General features: G+C 67.9%; 24 protein-coding genes. 13 read left to right on the top strand and 11 right to left on the bottom strand.

Annotated features, from left to right (window positions below):
* Positions 1-229: 229 nt before the first annotated feature.
* Entirely contained in the window at positions 230-1,009 is a 780-nt protein-coding gene (locus MEBOL_RS14275) for an FKBP-type peptidyl-prolyl cis-trans isomerase (protein ID WP_095977943.1), read from the top strand.
* 79 nt (positions 1,010-1,088) lie between these two features.
* Here MEBOL_RS14275 and MEBOL_RS14270 read toward each other — a convergent pair whose 3' ends face one another.
* A complete protein-coding gene (locus tag MEBOL_RS14270) occupies positions 1,089-1,661 on the bottom strand; it encodes a CAP domain-containing protein (RefSeq protein ID WP_095977942.1) in 573 nt (190 codons plus the stop codon).
* Between the two features lie 614 nt (positions 1,662-2,275).
* Here MEBOL_RS14270 and MEBOL_RS14260 point away from each other — a divergent pair.
* From MEBOL_RS14260 to MEBOL_RS14225, 8 genes are all read left to right on the top strand, one after another.
* Positions 2,276-3,103 carry a DUF3396 domain-containing protein gene (locus tag MEBOL_RS14260; protein WP_245919755.1) on the top strand — a complete coding sequence of 276 codons (828 nt, stop codon included), beginning with the start codon at positions 2,276-2,278 and terminating at the stop codon, positions 3,101-3,103.
* A gap of 47 nt (positions 3,104-3,150) precedes the next feature.
* A complete protein-coding gene (locus tag MEBOL_RS14255; RefSeq protein ID WP_157774955.1) occupies positions 3,151-3,936 on the top strand; it encodes a hypothetical protein in 786 nt (261 codons plus the stop codon).
* Positions 3,937-4,016: 80 nt separating this feature from the next.
* The gene (locus tag MEBOL_RS14250; RefSeq protein ID WP_245919753.1) at positions 4,017-4,844 is read left to right on the top strand and encodes a DUF3396 domain-containing protein; all 828 of its coding nucleotides are present in this window, start codon (positions 4,017-4,019) and stop codon (positions 4,842-4,844) included.
* A gap of 10 nt (positions 4,845-4,854) precedes the next feature.
* Complete coding sequence (locus tag MEBOL_RS14245) at positions 4,855-5,688, top strand: CheR family methyltransferase (RefSeq protein WP_095977939.1); 834 nt, start codon at positions 4,855-4,857, stop codon at positions 5,686-5,688.
* 96 nt (positions 5,689-5,784) lie between these two features.
* The gene (locus tag MEBOL_RS14240) at positions 5,785-6,681 is read left to right on the top strand and encodes a hypothetical protein (protein WP_095977938.1); all 897 of its coding nucleotides are present in this window, start codon (positions 5,785-5,787) and stop codon (positions 6,679-6,681) included.
* Between the two features lie 29 nt (positions 6,682-6,710).
* Positions 6,711-7,040 carry a hypothetical protein gene (locus tag MEBOL_RS14235; RefSeq protein WP_245919751.1) on the top strand — a complete coding sequence of 110 codons (330 nt, stop codon included), beginning with the start codon at positions 6,711-6,713 and terminating at the stop codon, positions 7,038-7,040.
* A 15-nt stretch (positions 7,041-7,055) separates the two neighbouring features.
* Entirely contained in the window at positions 7,056-7,589 is a 534-nt protein-coding gene (locus MEBOL_RS14230) for a hypothetical protein (RefSeq protein WP_095977936.1), read from the top strand.
* A complete protein-coding gene (locus MEBOL_RS14225; protein WP_245919750.1) occupies positions 7,586-8,719 on the top strand; it encodes a S1 family peptidase in 1,134 nt (377 codons plus the stop codon). Before MEBOL_RS14230 ends, MEBOL_RS14225 begins: the two co-directional genes overlap by 4 nt.
* A gap of 10 nt (positions 8,720-8,729) precedes the next feature.
* Here the strand turns inward: MEBOL_RS14225 and MEBOL_RS14220 are convergent, their stop codons facing one another.
* The 4 genes from MEBOL_RS14220 to MEBOL_RS14205 all read right to left on the bottom strand — a co-directional run bounded on the left by MEBOL_RS14220 (position 8,730) and on the right by MEBOL_RS14205 (position 10,567).
* Positions 8,730-8,999, bottom strand: coding sequence for a hypothetical protein (locus MEBOL_RS14220; RefSeq protein WP_095977935.1), 270 nt, complete (start codon positions 8,997-8,999; stop codon positions 8,730-8,732).
* Positions 9,000-9,044: 45 nt separating this feature from the next.
* Complete coding sequence (locus MEBOL_RS14215) at positions 9,045-9,710, bottom strand: RDD family protein (protein ID WP_095977934.1); 666 nt, start codon at positions 9,708-9,710, stop codon at positions 9,045-9,047.
* A gap of 37 nt (positions 9,711-9,747) precedes the next feature.
* Positions 9,748-10,014 carry a hypothetical protein gene (locus MEBOL_RS14210; RefSeq protein WP_095977933.1) on the bottom strand — a complete coding sequence of 89 codons (267 nt, stop codon included), beginning with the start codon at positions 10,012-10,014 and terminating at the stop codon, positions 9,748-9,750.
* 118 nt (positions 10,015-10,132) lie between these two features.
* Positions 10,133-10,567 carry a hypothetical protein gene (locus tag MEBOL_RS14205; RefSeq protein WP_245919748.1) on the bottom strand — a complete coding sequence of 145 codons (435 nt, stop codon included), beginning with the start codon at positions 10,565-10,567 and terminating at the stop codon, positions 10,133-10,135.
* Between the two features lie 225 nt (positions 10,568-10,792).
* Between MEBOL_RS14205 and MEBOL_RS14200 the strand changes: the two genes are divergently transcribed.
* Positions 10,793-11,242 carry a DUF2267 domain-containing protein gene (locus tag MEBOL_RS14200; RefSeq protein WP_095977932.1) on the top strand — a complete coding sequence of 150 codons (450 nt, stop codon included), beginning with the start codon at positions 10,793-10,795 and terminating at the stop codon, positions 11,240-11,242.
* A 9-nt stretch (positions 11,243-11,251) separates the two neighbouring features.
* On the opposite strand, the gene MEBOL_RS14195 is transcribed toward MEBOL_RS14200, so the two are convergent.
* Positions 11,252-12,754: an HAD-IG family 5'-nucleotidase gene (locus tag MEBOL_RS14195; protein ID WP_095977931.1), complete on the bottom strand. Its 1,503-nt coding sequence runs from the start codon at positions 12,752-12,754 to the stop codon at positions 11,252-11,254.
* Positions 12,755-12,869: 115 nt separating this feature from the next.
* Here MEBOL_RS14195 and MEBOL_RS14190 point away from each other — a divergent pair, with 115 nt between their 5' ends.
* Positions 12,870-13,517: an SRPBCC family protein gene (locus MEBOL_RS14190; protein ID WP_095977930.1), complete on the top strand. Its 648-nt coding sequence runs from the start codon at positions 12,870-12,872 to the stop codon at positions 13,515-13,517.
* Here MEBOL_RS14190 and MEBOL_RS14185 read toward each other — a convergent pair.
* Positions 13,514-14,536 carry a ferritin-like domain-containing protein gene (locus tag MEBOL_RS14185; protein WP_095977929.1) on the bottom strand — a complete coding sequence of 341 codons (1,023 nt, stop codon included), beginning with the start codon at positions 14,534-14,536 and terminating at the stop codon, positions 13,514-13,516. The genes MEBOL_RS14190 and MEBOL_RS14185 overlap by 4 nt on opposite strands.
* Before the next feature lie 517 nt (positions 14,537-15,053).
* Between MEBOL_RS14185 and MEBOL_RS14180 the strand changes: the two genes are divergently transcribed.
* Positions 15,054-15,908 (top strand): DUF2381 family protein, encoded by an 855-nt coding sequence (locus MEBOL_RS14180; protein WP_095977928.1) that lies wholly within the window; start codon positions 15,054-15,056, stop codon positions 15,906-15,908.
* A complete protein-coding gene (locus MEBOL_RS14175; protein ID WP_095977927.1) occupies positions 15,905-17,758 on the top strand; it encodes a protein kinase domain-containing protein in 1,854 nt (617 codons plus the stop codon). The genes MEBOL_RS14180 and MEBOL_RS14175 overlap by 4 nt, the downstream gene beginning before the upstream one ends.
* Positions 17,759-17,866: 108 nt before the next feature.
* Here MEBOL_RS14175 and MEBOL_RS14170 read toward each other — a convergent pair whose 3' ends face one another.
* Genes MEBOL_RS14170 through MEBOL_RS14155 form a run of 4 tightly spaced genes read right to left on the bottom strand, consistent with a single transcriptional unit; the run spans position 17,867 to position 21,253 of the window.
* The gene (locus tag MEBOL_RS14170; RefSeq protein WP_245919746.1) at positions 17,867-18,772 is read right to left on the bottom strand and encodes a type VI immunity family protein; all 906 of its coding nucleotides are present in this window, start codon (positions 18,770-18,772) and stop codon (positions 17,867-17,869) included.
* Positions 18,769-19,542, bottom strand: coding sequence for a hypothetical protein (locus MEBOL_RS14165; RefSeq protein WP_095977925.1), 774 nt, complete (start codon positions 19,540-19,542; stop codon positions 18,769-18,771). The genes MEBOL_RS14170 and MEBOL_RS14165 overlap by 4 nt, the downstream gene beginning before the upstream one ends.
* A 47-nt stretch (positions 19,543-19,589) precedes the next feature.
* Entirely contained in the window at positions 19,590-20,483 is an 894-nt protein-coding gene (locus MEBOL_RS14160) for a type VI immunity family protein (RefSeq protein WP_245919744.1), read from the bottom strand.
* The gene (locus MEBOL_RS14155; RefSeq protein ID WP_095977924.1) at positions 20,480-21,253 is read right to left on the bottom strand and encodes a hypothetical protein; all 774 of its coding nucleotides are present in this window, start codon (positions 21,251-21,253) and stop codon (positions 20,480-20,482) included. The genes MEBOL_RS14160 and MEBOL_RS14155 overlap by 4 nt, the downstream gene beginning before the upstream one ends.
* Between the last annotated feature and the right edge of the window lie 64 nt (positions 21,254-21,317).

Here is a 21,317-nt window from a genome sequence, read left to right as displayed (position 1 = left end):
CGTTGTGGCTCCACGCTTTTCCGCGTCGTCCGCGCGGAAGGGGGCTTGGAATTCCCGGCACCCGACGGGGTTGGGGGCCGGCCGGAGTGGACAAGGTTCCCATTCCGGGCGCTTCCGGCCATCCCGGGAAAATATAAGCGTGGCATGCACCCCCGCCGAGGTGGCTTTTTTCTGTATAAGGGCGCCCGGACGGGCGGTGCTTGCCGCCTTGGTGAGAAAGGCAGGACACATGCGGAAATTTCTGATGGTGGCGGTGCTGCTTGCCGCGACGGGCTGTCAGCAGCAGGGCTCCAGCGGTAGTGCCGGGGGCGCGGGACCGACGCCCCAGACGGACGAGCAGAAGACGTTCTACACCCTGGGCGCCACGCTGGGCCGACAGATCCAGGTGTTCGACATGTCGCCCGAGGAGATCGAGTTCGTGAAGGCCGGCCTGACGGCGCAGCTGACCGGCAAGGAGTCGGCGGTGGACATGCAGGCCTACGGGCCGAAGCTCCAGGAGCTGGCGCGCACCCGCTCCACGGCCCGGGCCGAGAAGGAGAAGGAGAAGTCCAAGAAGTTCCTGGAGGAGGCGGCGAAGGAGGAGGGCGCGACTCGCACCGAGTCCGGCCTCATCTACAAGAGCCTCACCGAGGGCTCGGGTGAGAGCCCCTCCCCGAGCGATGTCGTGAAGGTGAACTACCGGGGCACGCTGACGGACGGCAAGGAGTTCGACAGCTCCTACAAGCGCAACGAGCCGGCCCAGTTCCCGCTCAACGGCGTCATCAAGTGCTGGACCGAGGGCGTGCAGAAGATGAAGGTGGGCGGCAAGGCGAAGCTCGTGTGCCCGTCCGACCTGGCCTACGGCGACCGCGGCACCCCGGGCATCCCGGGCGGCTCGGCGCTCATCTTCGAGGTGGAGCTGCTGGAGATCCAGAAGGCCGAGCCGCCTCCCGCGATGCCGGAAATGCCGGCTCCGGGTGGCGCGGCGCCGGGCCAGGCCGCTCCCCAGGGCCAGCCCGCCAAGAAGTAGTCCGGACCGCTCACGCGGGACACGCCACGGGCCATCGGTGCTCCTCCCTGGGGGGAACCGGTGGCCCGTCGTTTTTCCCTCAGTAGGGCTTCTGGCCCACGTAGTTGCCCGGGGGCGAGTAGTTGCACACCCAGAGCTGCCACTTGGGGAACTGCGCGCCGAAGGGCGAGTTCTTCGTGCAGACGACGGTGGCGCACCCCACCTGGGTCGTGTTGCGCCACACCACCTGCGTGTAGTGGCCGCACACCTTGCCGGTCGCGCACCGGTTCTTGTCGTACGAGTAGTCGGCGGACTCGTCCACCCAGTCGCGCACCACCTGGGCATCCGTCTTCGAGCCTGGAGGCGCCGCCGCCGCGAGGTTCTCCCCGTACGGGCCCCGGTTCTTGTTGTGGTCGAACTTGCACTCGGCCGCGTACGTCTGGGCCACCTTGGCGGCCTCGAGCGACCAGGTGAGCGCGGGCAGAGCGGGCTCGGGTGTGGGCTTCGCGTTGGCGCGGGCCTCGTTGTGCGCGGCGACCATCTCGGTGGCCAGGGGGCTGTTGGCGGCCTCGGGTTTGGCGGGACTCGCGGCTTCACTTTCGCCGCAGCCCACGGCCCCCAGCGTCAGGCAGGTGAGGGACAGGGCGAGCAGGGGATTCAAGGGACGGGTCATCTCGGGCTCCGTGGGCCCCCAGCGTTTGGGGTGGGGGGTCGAGTCATGGCAAGGATGCTCCACGGGGATTCAAACACCCTTCTCCTCGTGAGCCGACCATGGACTCTTCGCACGACTCCCGCGCTGGCCTCCATCCAACCGTGGATCCCCGGGATCCTCGTCGTCCGGGTGTTCGCTCCGGGAGACGGGCGGGGTGGTGGTTGATGTGGAGCGTGGGGTTGGGAGCGTGCGCGGGAGTGCCGGGCGGAGGAGTGCCGAGCCGGTACGGTTTCGACACGGTGCGAGGCGGTTGTGCACGCAATCCGGTCGGCCCTGCTGCGCCAGGAGGGAGAGGGGTTGAAGGGGACGCTGGAGCCGGACGTGGTCCTCCACGCGGGAGACCCGCTCCGGGGTGTGAACTTCACCCAGAGACCTGATTGGCGGACATACCCCGCAGGCCATCGGTATGCAGGTGAGTCACAGGGAGACATTTATAAGGAGGCATTTGGGGACATTGTCCACCTGATTGGCCCCCGCTCGGAGTTCGTATGGTGAATGAACGCTATCCACACATCCGCTTCCAATTGGAGCGCAGTGGTACTTGGATCCATGAGGGGTTGCGGCTGGATTTCTACATGCGTCGACTCCACACGCAGATGGCCCAGGCCGTGATGCGCTCGTTGGATATCTACGTGGAGGCGGTGAGGCCAGGACGTCTGGGTCTTTACGCGGACGACGAGGGAGACTGGTGGGAACTCGATGAGGAGGCCTGGGCACTCACCCGACGGAATCTGCTCGAAAGGCAATGGCCGCGTGTTCTCCTGGCTGACGCGGACCACAATCCGGACTGGTTCGCGGTTGAATACCTCGGCAGCAGGCGGATTGACGATCCGGAGTGGCGAGGCTCGGACCAGGAGGCATGCGTGCTGTCCTTCTGGTTGTCCACGGAGTACCTGGAGGAGCAGGGGCCCGCCCGGGTACGTGAACTGGCGCTGCGTCTGGCGGAGCCCCTGCCATGGTGCTCGGGTAACGTGGGTCTGGCCTTACAGGGCGCCACGATTCTGTCGGAGGCGACGAAGGAAGTCTACGAGCGGTGTATGCGCTACCCCGGCTTGGACATCCCCAGCGTGAGGGACTACTCGCGCAACATCGGCACGCGCATCCGGGGCCCCTCATGGCTCACGTTCGTGGGGCCCCAGGTGCTGAGCGAGCTGGGGGGAGTGGAGGCACTGCGCGCTCGGCTGCAATCCCCTGGCACCACGGTGGAGGCGCTGGAGGGAGGGCGGGCGGTGGTGACGCTCGGGGAGTGGCCGGAGGCGGGAGACTACGAGAAGGGCCTGCTCTTGCCCGCGTACCGGGAACTGGCGCGGGTGCTGGAGCCCTGGCTCTACGAAGGGCACCAGCTCCAGCATGACTTTCCTCCCGACGAGTTGCGGCGCTGGGAGCGGCGCTTCCTCGAATGAGGGGGCGGCGCGGAGTGGACGGTGGCGTCACCAGGCGCTGGTGGCTCATGAGGGTGTACGGGTGGTTGATGTGGAGCGTGGGGTTGGGAGCGTGCGCGGGAGTGCCGGGCGGAGGAGTGCCGAGCCGGTACGGTTTCGACACGGTGAGAGGAGGTTGTGCACGCAATCCGGCGCTGTGCGCGACGCTGGAAGGACAGCGGGTGCCGGTAGCGGTGGGGGTGGTGGCGGGAACGGCGAGGGCGACGCTCCAGAGTCTGGACGTGGCGGGGCTACAGGCCCTCAAGAAGGAGATGGAGGCCTGCGCGGACCAGGCGCGCACGGAGGTGCTGGTGGGGCACGCGGGAGCGTTCGCCGGACCGATGCCGACGGCGAAGGAGTGCAAGGAGATGACGGTGGACGGGAGGGGCCGGAGCGTCACCTGGGCCATCCGATTGGGGGTGGAGATGCACGAGGTGGCGCTGAGGTGTGCCGGGGAGAAGCTGGAGCGACTACGAGCTGGAGGCTATCTGCTGGAGCCGCGCTACCGGTTCAATCGGAAGACGGGGGAGAAGTCGCTGGTGGGAGAGGAGGAGAAGGCGGCGCTGCTACGCCAGGGGGGAGAGGGGTTGAAGGGGACGCTGGAGCCGGACGTGGTCCTCCATGCGGGAGACCCGCTCCGGGTCGAGGCCGTCTTCGACTTCAAGTTCCGGTGCGTGAACTTCACCAAGAGTCCCGATTGGCGGACATACCCCTCGGGACATACCTACGCGGGTCGAAATCAAGGCGACGTATATCAGGAAGCCTTTGGACCCAGGGTCGACCTGATCGGCCCTCGTTCGGAGTGGTCATGGTGAATGAACGTTACCCGCACATTCGCTTCCAGATGGAATTCAGTGGAGTGTGGATCCATGAGGGGTTGAGGCTGGACTTCTACATGCGTCGACTCCACACGCAGATGGCCCAAGCGGTGATGCGCTCGCTGGACATCTACGTGGAGGCGGTGAAGCCAGGACGTCTGGGCTTTTACCTGGACGACGAAGGCGACTGGTGGGAACTCGATGAGGAGGCTTGGGCACTCACCCGTCGGAATCTGCTCGAAAGGCAATGGCCGCGCGTTCTCCTGGCTGACGCGGACCACAATCCGGACTGGTTCGCGGTCGAATACCTCGGCAACAGACGGATTGACGATCCGGAGTGGCGAGGTTCGGACCAGGAGGCATGCGTGCTGTCCTTCTGTTTGTCCACGGAGTACCTGGAGGAGCAGGGGCCCGCTCGGGTACGTGAGTTGGCGCTGCGTTTGGCGGAACCCCTGCCGTGGTGTTCGGGCAACGTGGGTCTGGCGCTGTTGGCTCCTACGCATATCTCGGGAGTGACGAAGGAAGTCTACGAGCGGTGTATGCGCTACCCCGGCTTGGACATCCCCAGCGTGAGGGACTACTCGCGCAACATCGGCACGCGCATCCGGGGCCCCTCATGGCTCACGTTCGTGGGGCCCCAGGTGCTGAGCGAGCTGGGGGGAGTGGAGGCACTGCGCGCTCGGCTGCAATCCCCTGGCACCACGGTGGAGGCGCTGGAGGGAGGGCGGGCGGTGGTGACGCTCGGGGAGTGGCCGGAGGCGGGAGACTACGAGAAGGGCCTGCTCTTGCCCGCGTACCGGGAACTGGCGCGGGTGCTGGAGCCCTGGCTCTACGAAGGGCACCAGCTCCAGCATGACTTTCCTCCCGATGAGTTGCGGCGCTGGGAGCGGCGCTTCCTCGAATAGACTGAGCCCCATGACGGATGCCGAGTGCCAGGAGTTGCTGCGGTGGGCCGCGCCTCGGCTGGGGTTGCGCCTGGTGGGCTTCCGCCGTGTGCGCGGCCAGGTGTGCAAACGCGTCGGCCGGCGGATGAAGGCGCTCGGGGTGCCGGGCCTGTCCGCCTACCTCGCCCTGCTGGAAGAGGACGCCACCGAGCGGGCCCTGTTGGATGCCCTGTGCCGCGTCACCGTGTCTCGCTTCTACCGGGACCAGGCCGTCTTCGACGCGCTCCGTGAGCCGCTGTTGCCCCAGGTGTTGGCGTCCGCGCGGGCTCGGGGCGAGACCCGTCTCCGGGTGTGGAGCGCGGGATGTGCCTCGGGCGAGGAGCCCTACTCCGTGTCCGTCCTCTTCCGGCGGGGCCTCGCGCCGCGCTTCCCGGACTTCCATCTGGAACTGGTGGCCACGGACGCGGACGCCGCGCTCCTCGAGCGGGCCCGCCGGGGTTGCTACTCGCGGGCCACGCTGCGCGAACTGCCCTCCGAGTGGGTGGGCGAGGCCTTCACCTCCGAAGCCGACGAGGTGTGTCTGCGTCCCGAGTACCGCGAGGGCCTGGACTTCCGGTGCGAGGACCTGCGCGAGCAGATGCCCGAGGGCCCCTTCCATCTGGTGCTCTGCCGCAACGTGGCCTTCACCTACTTCGCCCCGCCCGTGCAGCAGCGGGTGTTGGCGGGCCTGATGGAACGGCTCGTGCCCGGAGGACTGCTCGTCATCGGCTCCCAGGAGTCCCTGCCGGAGGGGGCCCTCGGGCTCGCGCGAGCCGCGGGTCCGGACGCGCCGCTGTGGTTCCGTCAGCCCCCGCGCGAGGCGTAACGCGGATCGACTTGTCGGAATTCAACACTTCCACTAGATCGGGCTTCTTCTCGTTTTCTGATTCTTCGGAAAACCGGTGCGAGGGGTCTCGAGCGGATGCGGAACTACCTGGGTGCGATCGCGGCGGTGGTGTTGGGAGGCTGTGGCGGGCAAGGCGGTGCGCCGGCCGCCTCGGGGACGCTGGCGAGCGGCCTGGAGCTGACGCGGGAGGCCGACGGGGCCTCGGGGCGCTTCGCCCAGGGGGAGGCCGAGGTGCGTTTCTCCTCGCGGCGGGTGGAGCCTGGCGTCTACCGGCTCGAGGTTCGGCAGAATGGCATGACGCTCACGGGCCTGGTGGACGCCGAGCAGGGCGTGTCGTCGTTGGATGGCTTCGCGGAGGACAACGGCGCGGACACGCAGATGCTGGACGGGGATCGCGAGCTGTTGTCGGGCCTGTACGCGGCGCTCAACGCCGAGCTGCCCTCGGGCAGCGCGCTCTCGCCCGAGCTCAAGTACCTGCGTCGCGCGGTGGGCCTGTGGGCCGAGCATCCGGGGACGCTCGAGTTGCAGCGCACGGTGATGGGCGAGCAGGGCCGGGGCTACACGATGTTGTGCAGCTACGCGAAGTGCAATGGCAAGAACACGGGCAGCTGCGGCACCACCTACAACTGGTACTCGTACGTGAAGCACGACTGTCAGCACGGGAGCTTCGACGCGGCCATCAATCAGCAGATCGCCCAGCTTGGCGATCACGCCACGTGTGATGGAGACGAGCTGTACATGAGTGGTGGCAAGTGGGTGTGTGGAGAGCCCGACCACCTGAGCCGGCCGAAGGTGATGGGCAATTGCTTCGGCCGTTGCGGCGGAGGCTGCGGTGGGGATACCCAGTACACGCTGGATGCCACCAACCACGACGGCTGTGTGCGCAATGGCCACGCGCTGACGAGTGGCTACTGCAATGATCAGTTCACCGCCGCGAGCGACGACGAGCTGTACGCGCCCGACTGCTACTGATGGCGCGCGGGCACTGGAAGGGATGGGGCGTGGTGGCCTTGCTGGCCTGTGCTCCCTCGGACGCGGGGAAGCTCGAGGCGGCCCGGGACGTGGTGGAGCGCTTCTTCACGGCCCTGCCCTCGCGGGACTGCGCCGTGGTGGGCCCGCTGCTGGCCGTCCCTGACTCCTGCCGCGCGACGGTGGAGGATCTGAACGCGCATGGCATGTCCCTGGTGGAGGTGCTGGAGGTGAAGGTGGATGGGCGGGAGCCGGACGCGGTGCTGGTGCGCACCCGCGTGGCGAGGGACGGACAGGTGCGCGAGCAGCCGATGCTCCTGCGTGTGGAGCGGCACCCCGATGGCTGGAAGTTGCGTTGGTAGGGCAAGGACCGTGTGATGAACCCCCGCTCCCGTATCGCCTTTCCGCTCGTGGGTTGCCTGCTGGGAACCGCGTGGCTGGTGCTCGCCCTGGCGACCTCGCCGGAGATCCTTCCGTCGGAGGAGCGAGCCCGTCCCCGGAGCGAGCTCTCCCCGCCGCCCCCCGCCGCTTCCTCCTGGGAGCCCGGAACGGTGCGCGCCGTGCCCCTCGAGTCCGCGCCTCCCCCCGAGCTTCGCCTCCCGGATGCCACGGCGGCGCTCGACGCGCCGTGGCCGGAGCCCGAGGACGGGGAGTCTCCGCCGCAAGTGAACGAGCCCATCGAGCCGGAGCAGCCCCAGACGGCGGCGTGGCGACACGGCAAGCTGGTGCGGATCACGGAGTTGTTGGACCGGGACGTGGAGCGTCTGGAGCGCGAGCGCGAGCGTGCCCAGGCGCGCGGTGATGGGGCGGAGGCGAGGCGGTTGGCGGTCCAGCTCTCGCGTCATCGGGCGAGGCTGGGCTCCCTGCGGGCGGAGACGACGGTGCTGGCGGAGGAGGCGCGGGAGGAGTGAGGATCCGGGGGTTGCTGGTGGGCTTGCTGTGCGCCTGTACGCCCTCATCCCAGGCACCGGATGGCCTCCTGCCGAGGGGCCTCCACGCGGACGCGGTGGTGGGCGGCTTGGAGGCACCGGAGGATGAGGCCGTGGTGGCGCTGGTCGCCCGGCGCGTGCGCTGCGCGGGTGAGTCGCTGACGCCGCTGTGCTCGGGGGCGTTGATTGCCCCGGACGTGGTGCTGACGGCGGCGCACTGTCTGGAGGTCTTCGGCCCGGAGGGGGCCTACGAGGTCTTCCTCGGGGAGCGGTTGCCGGTGGACTCGGGCGCGGGAGGCCGGTTCGTCCGGGTGGCGAGGGCCGTGCGGCATCCAGACTACGAGCCCTCGACACATGCCCAGGACGTGGCCCTGTTGCGCCTGGCCTCGCCGGTGGATGTCCCCGCGCTGCGGCTGCCCGGGTCCGGAGGGGACGGACTGGCGCCAGGCCGGGACGTGCGCGTGGTGGGCTTCGGGTCCACGAAGGACGCGGCGCTGCCCTCGGGCGGGCGGCGCCAGGGCGGTTTGAGGGTGACGGACGTGGGACCCGAGTCCTTCCACGCGGGCCCCGCTCCGGCGATGAGCTGTGTGGGAGACAGCGGAGGTCCCGTGCTGGCGCGAGACGCGGAGGGCCACGAGGTGCTCGTGGGCATCACCGTGAGCGGCGACTTCGCCTGCCAGGAGGACGCCGTCCAGGTCCGCGTGGCCGCGCTGCGCGAGTCCTTCCTCCAGCCCTTCCTCGCCGAGCCCCCGGCGCCCGCCCAGGTGGAACTCCCGCCTGGGCTCCTGTGCACCGCGCCATGCACGCGGGACGCGGAATGTCCCTCGGGGCTGGCATGCGTCTCCCCAGCCGAGGGCGAGCCGGGCCGTTGTCTCCTGCATGCGCTGCAATCGGGTGATTATGGCGCGAGTTGTACGGGAGATGCCCAGTGCGGCTCGGACGGGCTGTGCGCGCGGCTGGAGCCAGAGGGCGCCGAGGCGTGCCGGTGTTTCACGCCGTGCGAGCCGCCCCCGCCGGACGAGGCCCGTGGCTGCATGAGCGCGCCGGGCCTGGGTCTCCTGGTGGGGGGCATGGGGTGCTCGGCCTGGCGCCGCCGTCTCCGGCGCGCGTGAGCGCTCCGGTCTACGGGGCGTTGCCGCGCTTGCTCTTTCGCCGGGTGGAGGTCCGCTTCTCGGGGTGCACCTCGGTGGTGGCGGGTCCGAGTCCCAGGGCCTCCGTCATGGCGGGGCCGGGCGTGGCCTTGCGCAGCAACTTCTGACGGCGCAGAGCCGCGGCCTGGTCCCTTGGGACCGTCTTGCGGCCCTTGCTGGGTTGAGGACTGCTCACCGCTTGTGCGGCGCTCAGTACCCGGCGCTTGTTCTTCGTGCCTGCCACTCGCGTCCTGACGGCCATGGGCGTCTCCTTATTAAGGAGAAGGTGGGGACACCCAGGCTGGCGTCAAGGCAGGGCGGCGGCGGCCTTCGGACAATCCGCCACGACGGCCTGGGCCCGCGCGTCCCCGCCGCGTGCCTCCCTCACCGCGCGTGACACCGCGGGCTCGCACTTGTTCGCCGTGGGCGAGGTCCTCCCGTGGCAGCAGCGCCACCCATCCAGGGTCTTGAGGTACCTCAGGGCCTCGGTTCGCGTGGGGACCACCCCGAACCACACCGAGGCCAATCCCAGTCCGAGCCACAGCCCCATCCACCCGAGTCCGCCGCGCCATGCCTTCAACTCGAGGGGCACCGCCTCCGGGTACACGCCGAGGAGTCGATCCAGGGGCCTGCGCTGCAAGGGAATGGACAGGAACATGTCCACGGGCACGAGCACGCTCCGGGCCACTCCCCGGGCGGGACCCGGCGCTCCCGTGGCCCGCACCAGGCGCAGGCCCACCACGCCGCGTCCCAGGGTCCACCCATTCAGGGCGCCCAACACGCTCAGGACGACCCAGACGCCGAAGCCGGCGGCGATCAGCGCCCCGCGCGAACGGTCCACGTCCACCGCCCGCAGGAGCCCCCATCCGATGAAGGCCGAGAGCGAGAGGTCCAACAGGTCCGCGAACCACAGTCGGCCCAGATGGCGGGTATCGGAGGTTTCGACTTCGGAGGAGAACAGCGCGTCGCTCATTCTCCCCCCACCATAGACCGCCCTTGCATGCCGTCGCCTATCCGCCGATGCGCTTGATGTGCATCTCGCTGGGCGGCTTCTTGCGCCCGCGCACCGTGGCTTCCCCTCGAGGGGTCTTGAGCCGGGGGAGCTCCGCCGCGGGGCCCAGGGTGGCCCGGGCCAGGAGCCGATCCCGCTTCATCAGGGGAATCTCATCCTGGAAGGGAAGGAGTTTGCCCTTGCTCGCCTGTTGACTGGGTTGAGAAGCGTGTACGCCCACCTGCCGCATGTTCTTGATGCCCACGGTGTCGGTCCGGACCGCCATATGCACTCCCCTGTCGTGTTCCGCCCCCTCGAATCAAGGAATGCGAACGCGGCGGGGATGCGGCACCCCAGGGGGCTGCGTCCCCCTGGTTGTCCGCCCGGGCTCTGTGGGGGGCGGCTCAGGACTTGCGGCGCTTGCGCTTGCCCAGGACCTCGGGCGGAAAGAGCCAGCCGTCCTGGGTCGCCGACGGGGTGCGCGCCTTCTCGGCCTTCTCGGGCTTCTCGTTGGCCGTCGTCACCAACGTGGCCTTCACCGGACGGGTGGCGGCGTGGGGCAGGGCCTTGAGGGGCGGCAGGTTCACCTTGCGGCAGCTCCGGCACCAGGACTGGGGCCGACGCTCGCCCCCCTTCATGATGCGGGTGCCGAAGTCCTGCTCCGTCGGGCCCACGTGGCCACAGCGAGGGCAGCGCGAGAGCGCCGTCTTCCCCACTTCCTTCGCCTTCTCCCGGCCAAGCTGCACCACAAGCTTCAAGGCGGTGGCGAAACCGGGTTTCGGTTGCGCCTCCTGCTTGCGGGCCCGCTTCTTCCGGCCGCCCCCATTGAGGACAGGCATCCGATAAGCCTCCCCGAGAAGGTCACCCTGTCCCAGGATTCGCAATGCGCCGTTGGTCGAGTAGCTCACGGCTCCATGCATACTAACCGAGTCTGACATGGCTTGCCGATCCCCCTGGTGACTCGTCTACCCCCCAGGGGGGCGGCCCTGGCTCCGCCCCCGGCCATCCGCCGGGCGGGGGGCGTGAACACCTTGCCGGGACACCCTTCACGCGAGGAGCGTCCCATGTCCGACACCCCCCCTGGCAACCCCCAGAGCCGTGGCGGCAAGCCGTCCCCCTCCCGCCCGGGCGCCCAGGCCGCCTCCTTCCTCACCCACCTGTCCGAGGTCCGCAAGGTGGACGCCCGTCTGACCGAGGCCGCCGCGGTCTCCGTCATCACCGCGCTGCTCCAGCGACTCGAGCCCGAGGAGACCCCGGAGACCCCGGACCCCCTGGCCCTCAAGTTGCTGGAGCTGCTGCCCCTGTCGCTCTCGGCGCCAGTGGCCGCCACCGAGGCGCCCGAGGAGCTGTTCGTGTGCGTGTCCCGGGCGGTGGGTCGGGACGCCTCCGAGGTGGAACCGCTCGTGCGCGCCGTCTTCCAGGGTCTGCGCGAGTACCTGTCCGAGGCCGAGGCCCAGGAGGTGGAGCGCCAGCTGTCCTGGGACCTGCAACACCTGTGGCGGCGGACCCAATGACGGGGCGCCTCAGGGCCCGCCGCTGTCGCCTCCAGGGGTCTGGGCCGCGAAGACAGGCGCGCCGCCGGGCAGGCTCGGGTCGTGGGGAAGACTGCCCCGGGGGCTCCTCAGGTAGACGAAGGGCGTGGCGAACAGGAAGTTGCTCACGCGGGACGTATAGATGTCCGCGTAGCGCTCCACCTGCCGCGCCAGGTGGCTCTTGTCATTGCCCGCCCGGGTGAGCAGGCCCCAGAGGGGGTTGGACAGCTCGCTCGCGGCGCGCGCCATGGGCCCCAGCTCCGTGTCGAGCGCCTCCTGCTGGGCGCGCAGCTCCGCCGCCCGCGCGTGCAGCTGCTCGTCCGCGGGCAGGCTCTCGTCGCGCGGGGCGTACCCCAGCCGCCGCCGCTGCAACTCCAGCCGCACCTGACACGCCTCGGCCTCCAGCCGCTCCTTCTGCTCCATGCGCTCGGCGAGCCGTGCCTCGGTGGCCCGGAAGGCGCTGATGGCCCGCACCTCGTCCTCCAGCTCCCGCAGGATGAGCGCGGTGCGCCAGCGCAGCTCGTTCTTGCTCACGTGCACGTCGCCGAACATGTGGTCGCCCACGTAGAGGATTTCATCCCCGCTCATGCGCAGCGAGCGCTCCACCTCGATGGCGCTGCCCCCGAAGTAGGGCACCCCGGGCTTGAGCGGCCCCGTGTGCGGACGCAACAGCCCCTCCTGCCCCGGCGCCGTCACCACCTCGAAGAGCGAGGCACGCGTGGTGAAGAACTCGGGCTTGCGCGCGCTGACGATGACCACGTCGAACAGCTCGCGCCACGTCATGCCTTGGGGCAGGTACGGGTCGAACGCGGCGTGCATCATGGGCAGGGTGTAGGCCCACTCGCTGTTGGTGATGAGCAGGAGCTTCTTGCCCGCGTTCTTCTGATCCAACAGCGCGAGCGCCGTGTCCGGATCATGCAGCACGTAGCGCGCCGGGTCGGCGATGATCTCCGCCTTGAGCGCGCCCTCCATGTGCGTGGCGTCCAGGCTGCGGCGCACGTGCTCGTACAAATCGTTGTAGCCCATGGGGCCACCGAGCTTGCCCTCGTCCAGCAGGTCCACCACCTGGGCGTAGAGACACGCCTCGGACAGGGAGAAGAGCGTGTTGAGGAAGACCCAGCGCCGCTCGTGCAGATCGATGAGGGTGTGCACGTACTCGTCGCGCTGGGCCTCGAAGCTCAGCGGCCGGGTGCCATGCAGCGCCTTCTTCACGATGCCAAAGCGGTTGGCCTTGAGCAGGTTTCCCTTGTCGGTGTCGATGATGAGGCCGCGCATGGCGAGCGCGGGATCGAACCGCAGGTGGGCCACGGGCCAGCCCTGGGCGACCAGGCGGTCGCGCATGTGCTCGTACGCTCGCTGTTCCCACACCTCCACCTTGTAGTGGATGAGGGTGTAGTCCATGTCGTACCCGATGGCCTTGATGGCCCGCAGGTTGAGGGTTCGGTTGCAGAAGAGCCCGCGCTCGGGGGGAGGGGCTGACGGGTGGCCAATCATGCGCATCTTCGTGCCCTGGACCGCCGGAAAAGTCGATGGTTCTGGCGACAGGGGTGTTGATGATGGGCGAAGGTGGGGGCACCGGAGGTGGGGTGCCGGGCGAGGAGGGTGGAACATGTGGCATGCGATGGGAGGCCTGCTCCTGGTGATGGCCCTGGTGGCCGGGGACGCGCGGGCCGCGGAGTCCACGGACTGGAAGACGGTGTCGACGGGGGACGTGGTCATCCGTGTGCGTCCACGAGTGGACATTCCCGGGGGCCGGGAGTTCTGGGCCGAGGGCGATATGGACGTGGAGCTGCCGTCCATCCGGTCCGCGCTCAAGGACCACGAGAAGTTCCGGCGGTGGATGCCCCATGTGACGGAGTCCCGGGTCCTGTCGGAGGCGGACGGGGGCGGCTCCCGCGTGACGTACACGCAGCTGGACCTGCCCATCATCTCCAATCGGGACTACGTGCTGCGCGTGGAGGAGCAGGAGGGCCGTGACGACGAGGGGCGGGAGACGTTCCAGCAGCGCTGGTCCCCCGCCAACGACGTGCTGCCCGAGCGCCGTGGCGTGGTGCGGCTGTTGCGCAACGCGGGCAGCTGGTTCTTCACCGCCAAACCCGAGGGGGGCGTGCACTTCGTCTACCGCTTCACCGTGGAGCCGGGGGGCTCCATTCCCGGCTTCCTCGCGGGCGTGGGCCAGACGGACGCCGTGATGGACACGGTGCGAGCCGTGGAGCGGCGCGCGCGCCAGCTCTCGGCGGAGGACCCGGCGCGTTAGTCTTGGGTTTGGAACTGGGGCACTCCGCCCGAGGCCCACACGGACACGATCAGCCCGGGGAGCGCCCACATGCTCCCGAGGTCGAGCGCGTCGTCCCCCGCGTAACCCTTCTCCAGCGCGGCCAGCAGGCTCGCGAAGCCGGCGGTGAGTTGCCGCTGCGCGGTCGCGAGCCCTCTGCTCCCCGGGGTGGGATAGGTCTTCAGCGGGCCGTCGAGCTTCAGCATCGCCTGCACCATCCGGAAGCGCGCGAAATGGCTGAACCGATCCTCGACATCATTGGCGTCCTCGGGGCGGAGGTCCGAGTCGATGACCGGTCCCCGGCTGCCCTCTCCCTGCCCGATGATGGCTTGGATCACCGCGTTCGCCTGCTTCCGCGCGGCTTCGCTGTCCTGACTGTCGATGACACTGCTGAAGCCGGTGTAATCGTCGCCTGGGTATTTCGGGTCGGTGAATTCGCTCTTCTGCCGGTGGTCCGCGTGGGGCTGGTAAAGCTCGCTCCAGCGCTGATTCACCCCCTGCTCGACGGCCTTGTAGAACTGGCCGATGGAATCGTAGGTCTCCTGCGGCCCGTTCGGCGCGCCATCGGTCGCGGGCTCGGGGGTTTCGATGGCGGCCAGGAGGGACATCTGCTCGGGGTTCACCGCTCCGAGCTGCACGGGCTTCTTGAGCGCGATCCAGGAGGGACACTGGTCGTACCGGGGCGCCCAGTCGCCCGTGAACTTCGGCGTGTGTCCCCTGGGGGCGAACAGCGCATTGAAGAGGTTGCTGGCCAGCTCCAGGTGCAGCATCTCCTGCACGGCGACCGAGTAGAGGTTGTTGAAGGCGAGCTGCTCCCGGCTGCGCTTGGGGTTGCTCTTGCCGCGGAGGCTCTTCAACTGGGGCGGATTCTCGGAGTCCGAGCCAGGGACCTGCAAGGAATAGGCGGCCGTCAGGTAGAGGGGGAGGGTCCACAGCTCCAGGTAGACGGCCTTCTGGAGATGGTCGAGAAGGGCGGCGTCGGTCCAGGTGTTGTTTTGCACGAGGCGCTCCGAGGTTGGGGGGGACGCTCGCGCGGATGGCAACATTCGCGCCAGGAGCCCGCGAAAGACAGGCCCCCGTTGTTTCAATCCCTTACGAGGATGACCGCCCCCGGATGCCGGGGAAGAACCGTGTCAATGACATGTCATTGACACGGACTGACATGTCCGCCAACGCTTCCGGCCAGACGTCTCACCATGCCTTGGAAGAACCCTCCCTCGAGTACCAGTCCCGTGAATCATCGATGGGAGGTTCTTGTTTCCACGGGGCGGGCTTCGTGGGGGGCGGCCGCGTGTCCTTCCTCAGGAGTCCCGGCAGGGGTGGACTCGTGGCGCACCCCGCGAGGAATAACAGCCCTGCCGCTCCGAGCCAGCCGGAGCGGGAACCCATTTGCTTCGCGCGCATGTGATGACCCCCTCGTGTTGCGCTCCATCATCCGCGAGCACCCACGGGCGTGGCAACAGGTGACGCGAGAAGTCCACTCCGTGGACTAGACCGGAGAAGTGGTTTTTCGCTTGCGTGGACGGAGGGGCCGCACCTACTGTCCATCGCGTGCGCCCTGGAGCTTGGTTCCTCCTGCCCCTCCTGCTGTCCCTCCCAACCTCTGCTCGGGAGGCGGAAGTCGCCACGCTCCAGCGGCGCACGCTCGTGTTGTCCTCGCGGGCCGGAGTGGGGCCACCCACTGAACTGAGCGTGAAGGTGGGAGTCGCCACCGTCGTGTGCTTCGACTCGCCCGCGCGGCCCGACCTCCAGGTGTCCGAGCAGGAGCGGACCTCCCTGGGTGAACTGATGCCGATCAAGGGATGCCTGGTCATTCTCCCGAAGCGGAACCTGGGCGCGGACGAGCGCGTGGAGATGTCGGTCCTGGTCGAGCCCGGCGCCGAGCCCCTGCGCTTCGTGCTCGTGACACGGCTCGAGGCGGTGGACCTGAGCGTCAAGGTGGTGCGGGCCTCCCCCAGCGCCGAGGACGAGGGCGTGGCGGAGGTGGCGAGGAGTCTGCTCGCGGCACCTGCTGCGCGTCCCCGGCTCGACGTGGCGCAGCGGGTGACGGATTACGGTGCTCGGACCTCTTCCGGTCAGGTCGACTCGGTGGTGTGGATGGGACGGCGCTTCTTCGCCACCCTGGCCGTGCGTGTCCGGAAGAAGCGGCTCGCTCCGTGGGGTCTGATTCAAGTGAGGGTGCGGACTCCGCTCCCGGACGGCGTTTTGTGGGAAGCGCCCGCGCGTCTGGTGTCGGGGCCATCGGATGATTCCACTGTTCAGAGATACATCGCGACGGGCGTGCTGCCAGAAGGAGCGTCTGGGGTGGAACTGGCGCTGGATGGTGCCGAGGCGCTGGGTGTGTTCCAGCCGCTTCATCGGGAGGCTCCATGAGGCAACCCCGGCATCCCAACCAGTTGCGTCCAGGGCACTTCGTGCGGGACTTCCGCATCGTGAGCCGGTTGGGTGTGGGCGGCTTCGCCTTCGTCTTCCTGGTGGAGCGCGGGGACCAGCGCTACGCCATGAAGATGGCGGCCCGGCCCGTTTCCGCCAAGGACGCGGACCGGGTGGATGGATGGATGCGTCGCGAGGTGGCGGCCATCGAGCGCTTGAATCACCCCGCCTTCCAGCCCGTGCTCCAATGGGGCCGGTGGCCCGATGAGCGGACGGGCTATTCGTACTTCGTCACCCCCTATGTGCGAGGCCGCACCTTCCATGTGTGGCGTTGGCGGCACCGGGTCTCGCTCCATCGCGCGGTGGGCTCGTTGGCCGTGCTCGCGTGGACGCTCGAGGTGCTGCATGCGCGGGGCGTCTGCCACCGGGACCTCAAGGCGGACAATGTCCTGGTCGGGGAAGAGTCGGACGTGCCCTTCCTCATCGACTTCGGCTCGTCGCATCTGCCAGGGGCGTTGACCCTGACGGAGGGCATCGCCCCCGGCACGTTGTATTGCCAGCCGCCTGAGGTCATCTCCTTCCTGTGCTCCGGAGCCCTGCGCCCCGGCTCCCGCATGCCCGCGCTGCCGTCCGCGGACCTCTACGCCCTGGGAGTGCTGCTCTACGAGACGCTCACGGACTGCCGCCCGTTCGACAGCCGGCTGCCGTTGGACCAGCTCCTCCACGCCATCGCCACCATGACGCCGGTGGACCCGCGCACGCTCGAACCCTCCATTCCCGATGCCCTGGCCGAACTCACCCTGAGCCTGTTGGAGAAGGATCCACAGAAGCGGCCTCCGAGCGCTGGAGCCGTTCGGAGCAGCTTGGAGCAATGGCTGGCCGAAGCTCCGGACAGCGGACCCTGGAGGGAGCTGGGGAAGCGGCCCTCCGAGCGAGCCTGGGACGTCGCTCGTCCCGAGGGCGTGGAACTGCTGGAAGAGGCACCGGGAGCGGTCTCCGCGCCCTTGCCTTCCGCTCATGCGGAGGGCGCGGCGTGGCGGAGGTGGCTCGTCGTCCTGGCCTTGGTGTTGGGAGGGCTCGGAGTAGGGTGGATGCTCCTCCGGATGGCACATCCTCCTGTCTGGAGGGAGGACGTCCTCTCGGAGGCCACCGCGCCGGCCTCACCGGTGCCTTCCGACAAAGGAACACAGCCCGTGCCCTCCTCCACTCGCTCCGAGACCTCCCTCGATTCCGCCAGGCCGTTGCCTTCGCGCTGGTGCGCGCTGCTCACGGGTCTGCTGGGTGTGTCCGCCGCACAGTCCCTGGGGTGCGCCTCCGTGCCCAAGCGGCAAGACCCCGTGGACTACCTCGCCCGGTGTTCCGCCGAGGCTCGCGCCACGCCCGTGACGCTGAACATCAAACCCAAGGAGCACCCCGCGTTCTTCACGAACGAGTCGGGCACGCCGGTCTCGGAGGAGTCCATCGAGGAGGGCGGCGCGTTCAACATCAAGCCAGGTCCTGTCTCGGCCGACATGCTCGTGATCATCCAGGGCGAGGAGCTGTACGTGAAGGTCATGGGTACGGCGGAGACGTGGCCGCAGCGGGTGTACGCCGTGTTCGACCGGCTCCAGATGCCCGATGGGCGGGTGTATCCCATTTGTGGCGTGGCCATTGATGGCCGGCACCAGTACGGAATCGCGACCTGGCAGAAGTTCGCGATTCCCAACCGGATGGTGCCCGTGGACGTGTCGCGGGTGGACACGAGCCCGGGCAGCGTGGTGCTCAACGACCCGAGGTTCGAGGTGGTGTTGCAGGGCCCCGAGGGCTACGCCGTGCCCCGGGTCGACTGGGCGCCGCCGGACTGGCGCTGACCCGTCGGTTCCTGCCGGAGACGCGCCGCGCCGCGCGGTGCGTCTCCTGCGGAGAGACGTCGCGCTTGGAAGGAGTACGGCCCATGGACGTGTCGGCTGGGTTCGGTCTCAGTCGAGGAAGCGGCGCTCCCAGCGGAGCAACTCCTCTGGGGTGAAGCCGCCCCAGGGAGGTGAGCGATGGTGGAGCCAGGGCTCCAGAACGCGCGCTAGCTCCCGATGGAGGGGCAGGGAGTGCCCCTGCTCGGTGTCGCCCGCGTCGGGCCATTCGCCCAGGGTGACGAGTGCCCGGTCGGAATCCAGTTCATGCACGGAGATGTCGGGAGAGACGAGGCGGGAGCGCAGGCGCGAGGCGCCTCCCAACTCTCCGAGCACAGGTTGCCCCAGGAAGGTGAGCCAATGGACGCCGGGCACTCGCGAGCCAAGTTTCCAGGAGAGACGTCCAATTTCGCGCAGGCTCATTCCCGGATAACGGAAGCACCATGAGCGGAGTTCTCTCGACACACCCACGAGTTGATCCAGGGCGTTGAAAGAGAGGTCCGCATGGCCCGAACTGAACGGTAGGGGGGCGGCCAGTTCCATGGTCAGCTCACGCACGCGTTCTGGCCCGTGTTCCTCCAGGTAGTCCGTGGGGAGCCAGAACTCGGCAGCGCAGACCGCATGGGGCTCTTCGATGACAAGCGGCGTGTGGGGTGATTTGCCGTGGTACTCGAATCTGTAGGAGCCCGCACCGCCCGGAGTGTCCTTGAGGGTGATGACGGGACTGCTGCTGTACATCTCGCGGCGAGTGAGTTCCCATCCTGGAGCATCGAGTTCCTGCCAGTCGCCTTCCGTGTCGAGATACCAGCCGAGCGCCTGGGGCCCCACCGCGCGCAGATAAGCATCCAGCGAGGCCATCACCGCCGGGGCTACTTCCTCATGCGGACGGCGCATGTAGAAACAAAGGCTTATGCCATCCCGGATGAGGATTTGGCCGTTCCGTGCATGGACGCGGAGATGAGGGGTGTTTGGTTTCATGGAAAGACCCTTTGGCGCACGCCCCAGTTTGGAGCGATGAGGGCGGCTTCTGATTCGAGGCTTTCGGCGTACACATCACCTTGGATGGAGCCTTTATAAGGCCCTTCGGTGTATGTCTTCCAAGAAGGCTCATTGTTCAAGGGACAAGGGAACTTGAAGTCGTAGACAGCCTGTACCTCAAGCGGATTGCCGGAGTGGATGACGACATCGGGCCGCAATGTTCCCCTCAGCTCCTCGCCACATCCCCGCCGGAGAAGAGCACGGGCCTCGTGCTCGGGAATGAGTCGCCTGCCGCCCTGCTGCTTGTCGTAACGGTAGCGGGGCTCGAGGCTGAATCGTCCTGGGATGAGCGCGCCCAGCTTCTCCTGGGTGCATTGGAGCGCCAGGAGGTGTTTCTCGGTGCCCAGTTGCATGGCGCGCGTCACCTTCTCTCCGCAGGGGTCGACATAGAGTAGTTCCTGGCACTGTTGGCGCGAGGGCTTGTTACCGCCGAAGCGCAGGCGGTTGACCTCGGTGTCGGCCCACTCGGCGCACTCCACCAACTCCCGTTCGACCCGGGCCCGGGTGTCGGGAGCGAGTAGCTGGCGGATGGCATTGAGGGAGGCAATCTCGGCACCTCCTCGGACGGTGGGCACCACCGTCTCCTCGCCCACGACGGCGGTACAGTAGGCGGGGTTGTGCTGGCAGGAACTCGTGGCCGAGTCCATGGCGTAGCAGGCGGTGAGCAGGGTGCTCAGGGCCAGCACCGCCCAGGGGTGGAGTCTTCTCATTCGTACTTCTCCGCTCGTCGTACCAATGTGGAGGGCTTGCAACCGACTCAATCGAGGAAGCGGCGCTCCCAACGACGGAGTTCCGCCTCTTCCCGAGGATCCCGCCCGAAATATGGCCGATGATAGAGCCACGGCTCCAGTACGCGCGCCAGCTCGCGGTAGGCGGGAAGTGTGTCGCCCTTCGTGGTGTCGCCTGCCTCGGGCCATTCGCCCAATGAAACCACGGCCCGCTCGTGTCCCATCGCCTGGACGGTCGTGCCCGGTGTCCTGAGCCGAGTGCTCAGCCCCTCCGTACCGCCCAATTCGCCGAGGACAGGTGGGCCCAGGAACGTCAGCCAATGAGGGCTCCGCACCTGATGACCCAGGTGCTCCGGTAACCCATTCAACCTGAGATGGTCGATGCCTGGATGGCGGAGCGCGAGTTCGGCAAATCCAGGGGGTGGAGCAATATAATTGAAGGAGTAGCCCGCGTGCCCCGAATTGAAGGGGAGGATGTGTCCCAATGTCAGCGCGAGTTCTCTCACCGGGCCGGGGCCTTTCTCCTCCAGGTATTCAGTGGGGAGCCAGAACGCGACCGTGCATCCGCTGAAAGGAGTGGCATTGTCTCTTGGATTGATGCCTCGGTATTCGAATCGATAACCGCTGACTTCATCGGGGGTCTCATCCAATTCGACGATTCCTCCGCCTTCGTCTCGGAGTTGATGCTGGATGACCTCCCATCCCGTGGCGTCGAGTTCTTGAAAATAGCCGTGCTCATCGGGGTAGCATGTGAGTGTATTTGGCCCCACCCAGTGCAGGTACGTTTCCAGGGACTGTCTGACCTGCCTCGCGATCTCCCGATGCGCGTAGGGCATGTGGAAGAAGATGCTCACCGCCTCGCGGAATACGAGTGCGCCCATTCGAGGATGGTGGATTCGGAGTGTGGGGCAGCGCTTGTTCATGGAGCAATCCTCTGGACGACTCCCCACCCTGGCGCAATGAGGGCAGCCTCCGCATTGAATGCCTCGACGTATGTTTCTCCCTGGTTCTTCGGGTGGAGGTTTTCCTTGCCAGGAAGACGCCAGGAGGGTCTGTTGCTCGGGGGACAAGGGAATTTGAAGTCATAGACAGCCTGGACCTCAAGCGGATTGCCCGAGTGGATGACGACGTCGGGCCGCAATGTTCCCTTCAGCTCCTCGCCGCATCCCCGCTGGAGAAGAGAGCGCGCTTCCTGCTCGGGAATGAGCCGTTTGCCGCCTTGCTGCTTGTCATGGCGGTAGCGAGGCTCGAGGCTGAATCGTCCTGGGATGAGCGCGCCCAGCTTCTCCTGGGTGCATTGGAGCGCCAGGAGGTGTTTCTCGGTGCCCAGTTGCATGGCGCGCGTCACCTTCTCTCCGCAGGGGTCGACATAGAGTAGTTCCTGGCACTGTTGGCGCGAGGGCTTGTTACCGCCGAAGCGCAGGCGGTTGACCTCGGCGTCGGCCCATTCGGCGCACTCCACCAACTCCTGTTCGACCCGGGCCCGGGTGTCGGGAGCGAGTAGCTGGCGGATGGCATTGAGGGACGCGATCTCGGCGCCCCCGCGGACGGTGGGCACTACCGTCTCCTCGCCCACGACGACGGTGCAGTAGGCGGGGTTGTGCTGGCAGGAGCTCGTGGCCGAGTCCATCGCGTAGCAGGCCGTGAGCAGGGTGCTCAGGGCCAGCACCGCCCAGGGGTGGGTTCTTCCCATTCGTTCCTCCCAAGGGGGGCGGGCACCCGGGCGCCCCCCGTCGCACTACCTGGTGCGGTGGTCT

Origin of the sequence: Melittangium boletus DSM 14713 (assembly GCF_002305855.1) — a bacterium.
Lineage (GTDB): Bacteria > Myxococcota > Myxococcia > Myxococcales > Myxococcaceae > Cystobacter > Cystobacter boletus.
This window is presented reverse-complemented; position numbering and strand designations above follow the sequence as displayed.

Excerpts from the sequence above, each read along its gene's own strand:
- MEBOL_RS14165 (WP_095977925.1), bottom strand. The coding sequence starts at position 19,542 with ATGAGAAGACTCCACCCCTGGGCGGTGCTGGCCCTGAGCACCCTGCTC.
- MEBOL_RS14240 (WP_095977938.1), top strand. The coding sequence starts at position 5,785 with ATGCGGAACTACCTGGGTGCGATCGCGGCGGTGGTGTTGGGAGGCTGT.
- MEBOL_RS14245 (WP_095977939.1), top strand. The coding sequence starts at position 4,855 with ATGACGGATGCCGAGTGCCAGGAGTTGCTGCGGTGGGCCGCGCCTCGG.
- MEBOL_RS14210 (WP_095977933.1), bottom strand. The coding sequence starts at position 10,014 with ATGGCGGTCCGGACCGACACCGTGGGCATCAAGAACATGCGGCAGGTG.
- MEBOL_RS14205 (WP_245919748.1), bottom strand. The coding sequence starts at position 10,567 with ATGCCTGTCCTCAATGGGGGCGGCCGGAAGAAGCGGGCCCGCAAGCAG.
- MEBOL_RS14160 (WP_245919744.1), bottom strand. The coding sequence starts at position 20,483 with ATGAACAAGCGCTGCCCCACACTCCGAATCCACCATCCTCGAATGGGC.
- MEBOL_RS14250 (WP_245919753.1), top strand. The coding sequence starts at position 4,017 with ATGCGTCGACTCCACACGCAGATGGCCCAAGCGGTGATGCGCTCGCTG.
- MEBOL_RS14155 (WP_095977924.1), bottom strand. The coding sequence starts at position 21,253 with ATGGGAAGAACCCACCCCTGGGCGGTGCTGGCCCTGAGCACCCTGCTC.
- MEBOL_RS14200 (WP_095977932.1), top strand. The coding sequence starts at position 10,793 with ATGTCCGACACCCCCCCTGGCAACCCCCAGAGCCGTGGCGGCAAGCCG.
- MEBOL_RS14230 (WP_095977936.1), top strand. The coding sequence starts at position 7,056 with ATGAACCCCCGCTCCCGTATCGCCTTTCCGCTCGTGGGTTGCCTGCTG.
- MEBOL_RS14255 (WP_157774955.1), top strand. The coding sequence starts at position 3,151 with ATGAGGGTGTACGGGTGGTTGATGTGGAGCGTGGGGTTGGGAGCGTGC.
- MEBOL_RS14170 (WP_245919746.1), bottom strand. The coding sequence starts at position 18,772 with ATGAAACCAAACACCCCTCATCTCCGCGTCCATGCACGGAACGGCCAA.
- MEBOL_RS14270 (WP_095977942.1), bottom strand. The coding sequence starts at position 1,661 with ATGACCCGTCCCTTGAATCCCCTGCTCGCCCTGTCCCTCACCTGCCTG.
- MEBOL_RS14215 (WP_095977934.1), bottom strand. The coding sequence starts at position 9,710 with ATGAGCGACGCGCTGTTCTCCTCCGAAGTCGAAACCTCCGATACCCGC.
- MEBOL_RS14275 (WP_095977943.1), top strand. The coding sequence starts at position 230 with ATGCGGAAATTTCTGATGGTGGCGGTGCTGCTTGCCGCGACGGGCTGT.
- MEBOL_RS14195 (WP_095977931.1), bottom strand. The coding sequence starts at position 12,754 with ATGATTGGCCACCCGTCAGCCCCTCCCCCCGAGCGCGGGCTCTTCTGC.
- MEBOL_RS14260 (WP_245919755.1), top strand. The coding sequence starts at position 2,276 with ATGCGTCGACTCCACACGCAGATGGCCCAGGCCGTGATGCGCTCGTTG.
- MEBOL_RS14220 (WP_095977935.1), bottom strand. The coding sequence starts at position 8,999 with ATGGCCGTCAGGACGCGAGTGGCAGGCACGAAGAACAAGCGCCGGGTA.
- MEBOL_RS14190 (WP_095977930.1), top strand. The coding sequence starts at position 12,870 with ATGTGGCATGCGATGGGAGGCCTGCTCCTGGTGATGGCCCTGGTGGCC.
- MEBOL_RS14175 (WP_095977927.1), top strand. The coding sequence starts at position 15,905 with ATGAGGCAACCCCGGCATCCCAACCAGTTGCGTCCAGGGCACTTCGTG.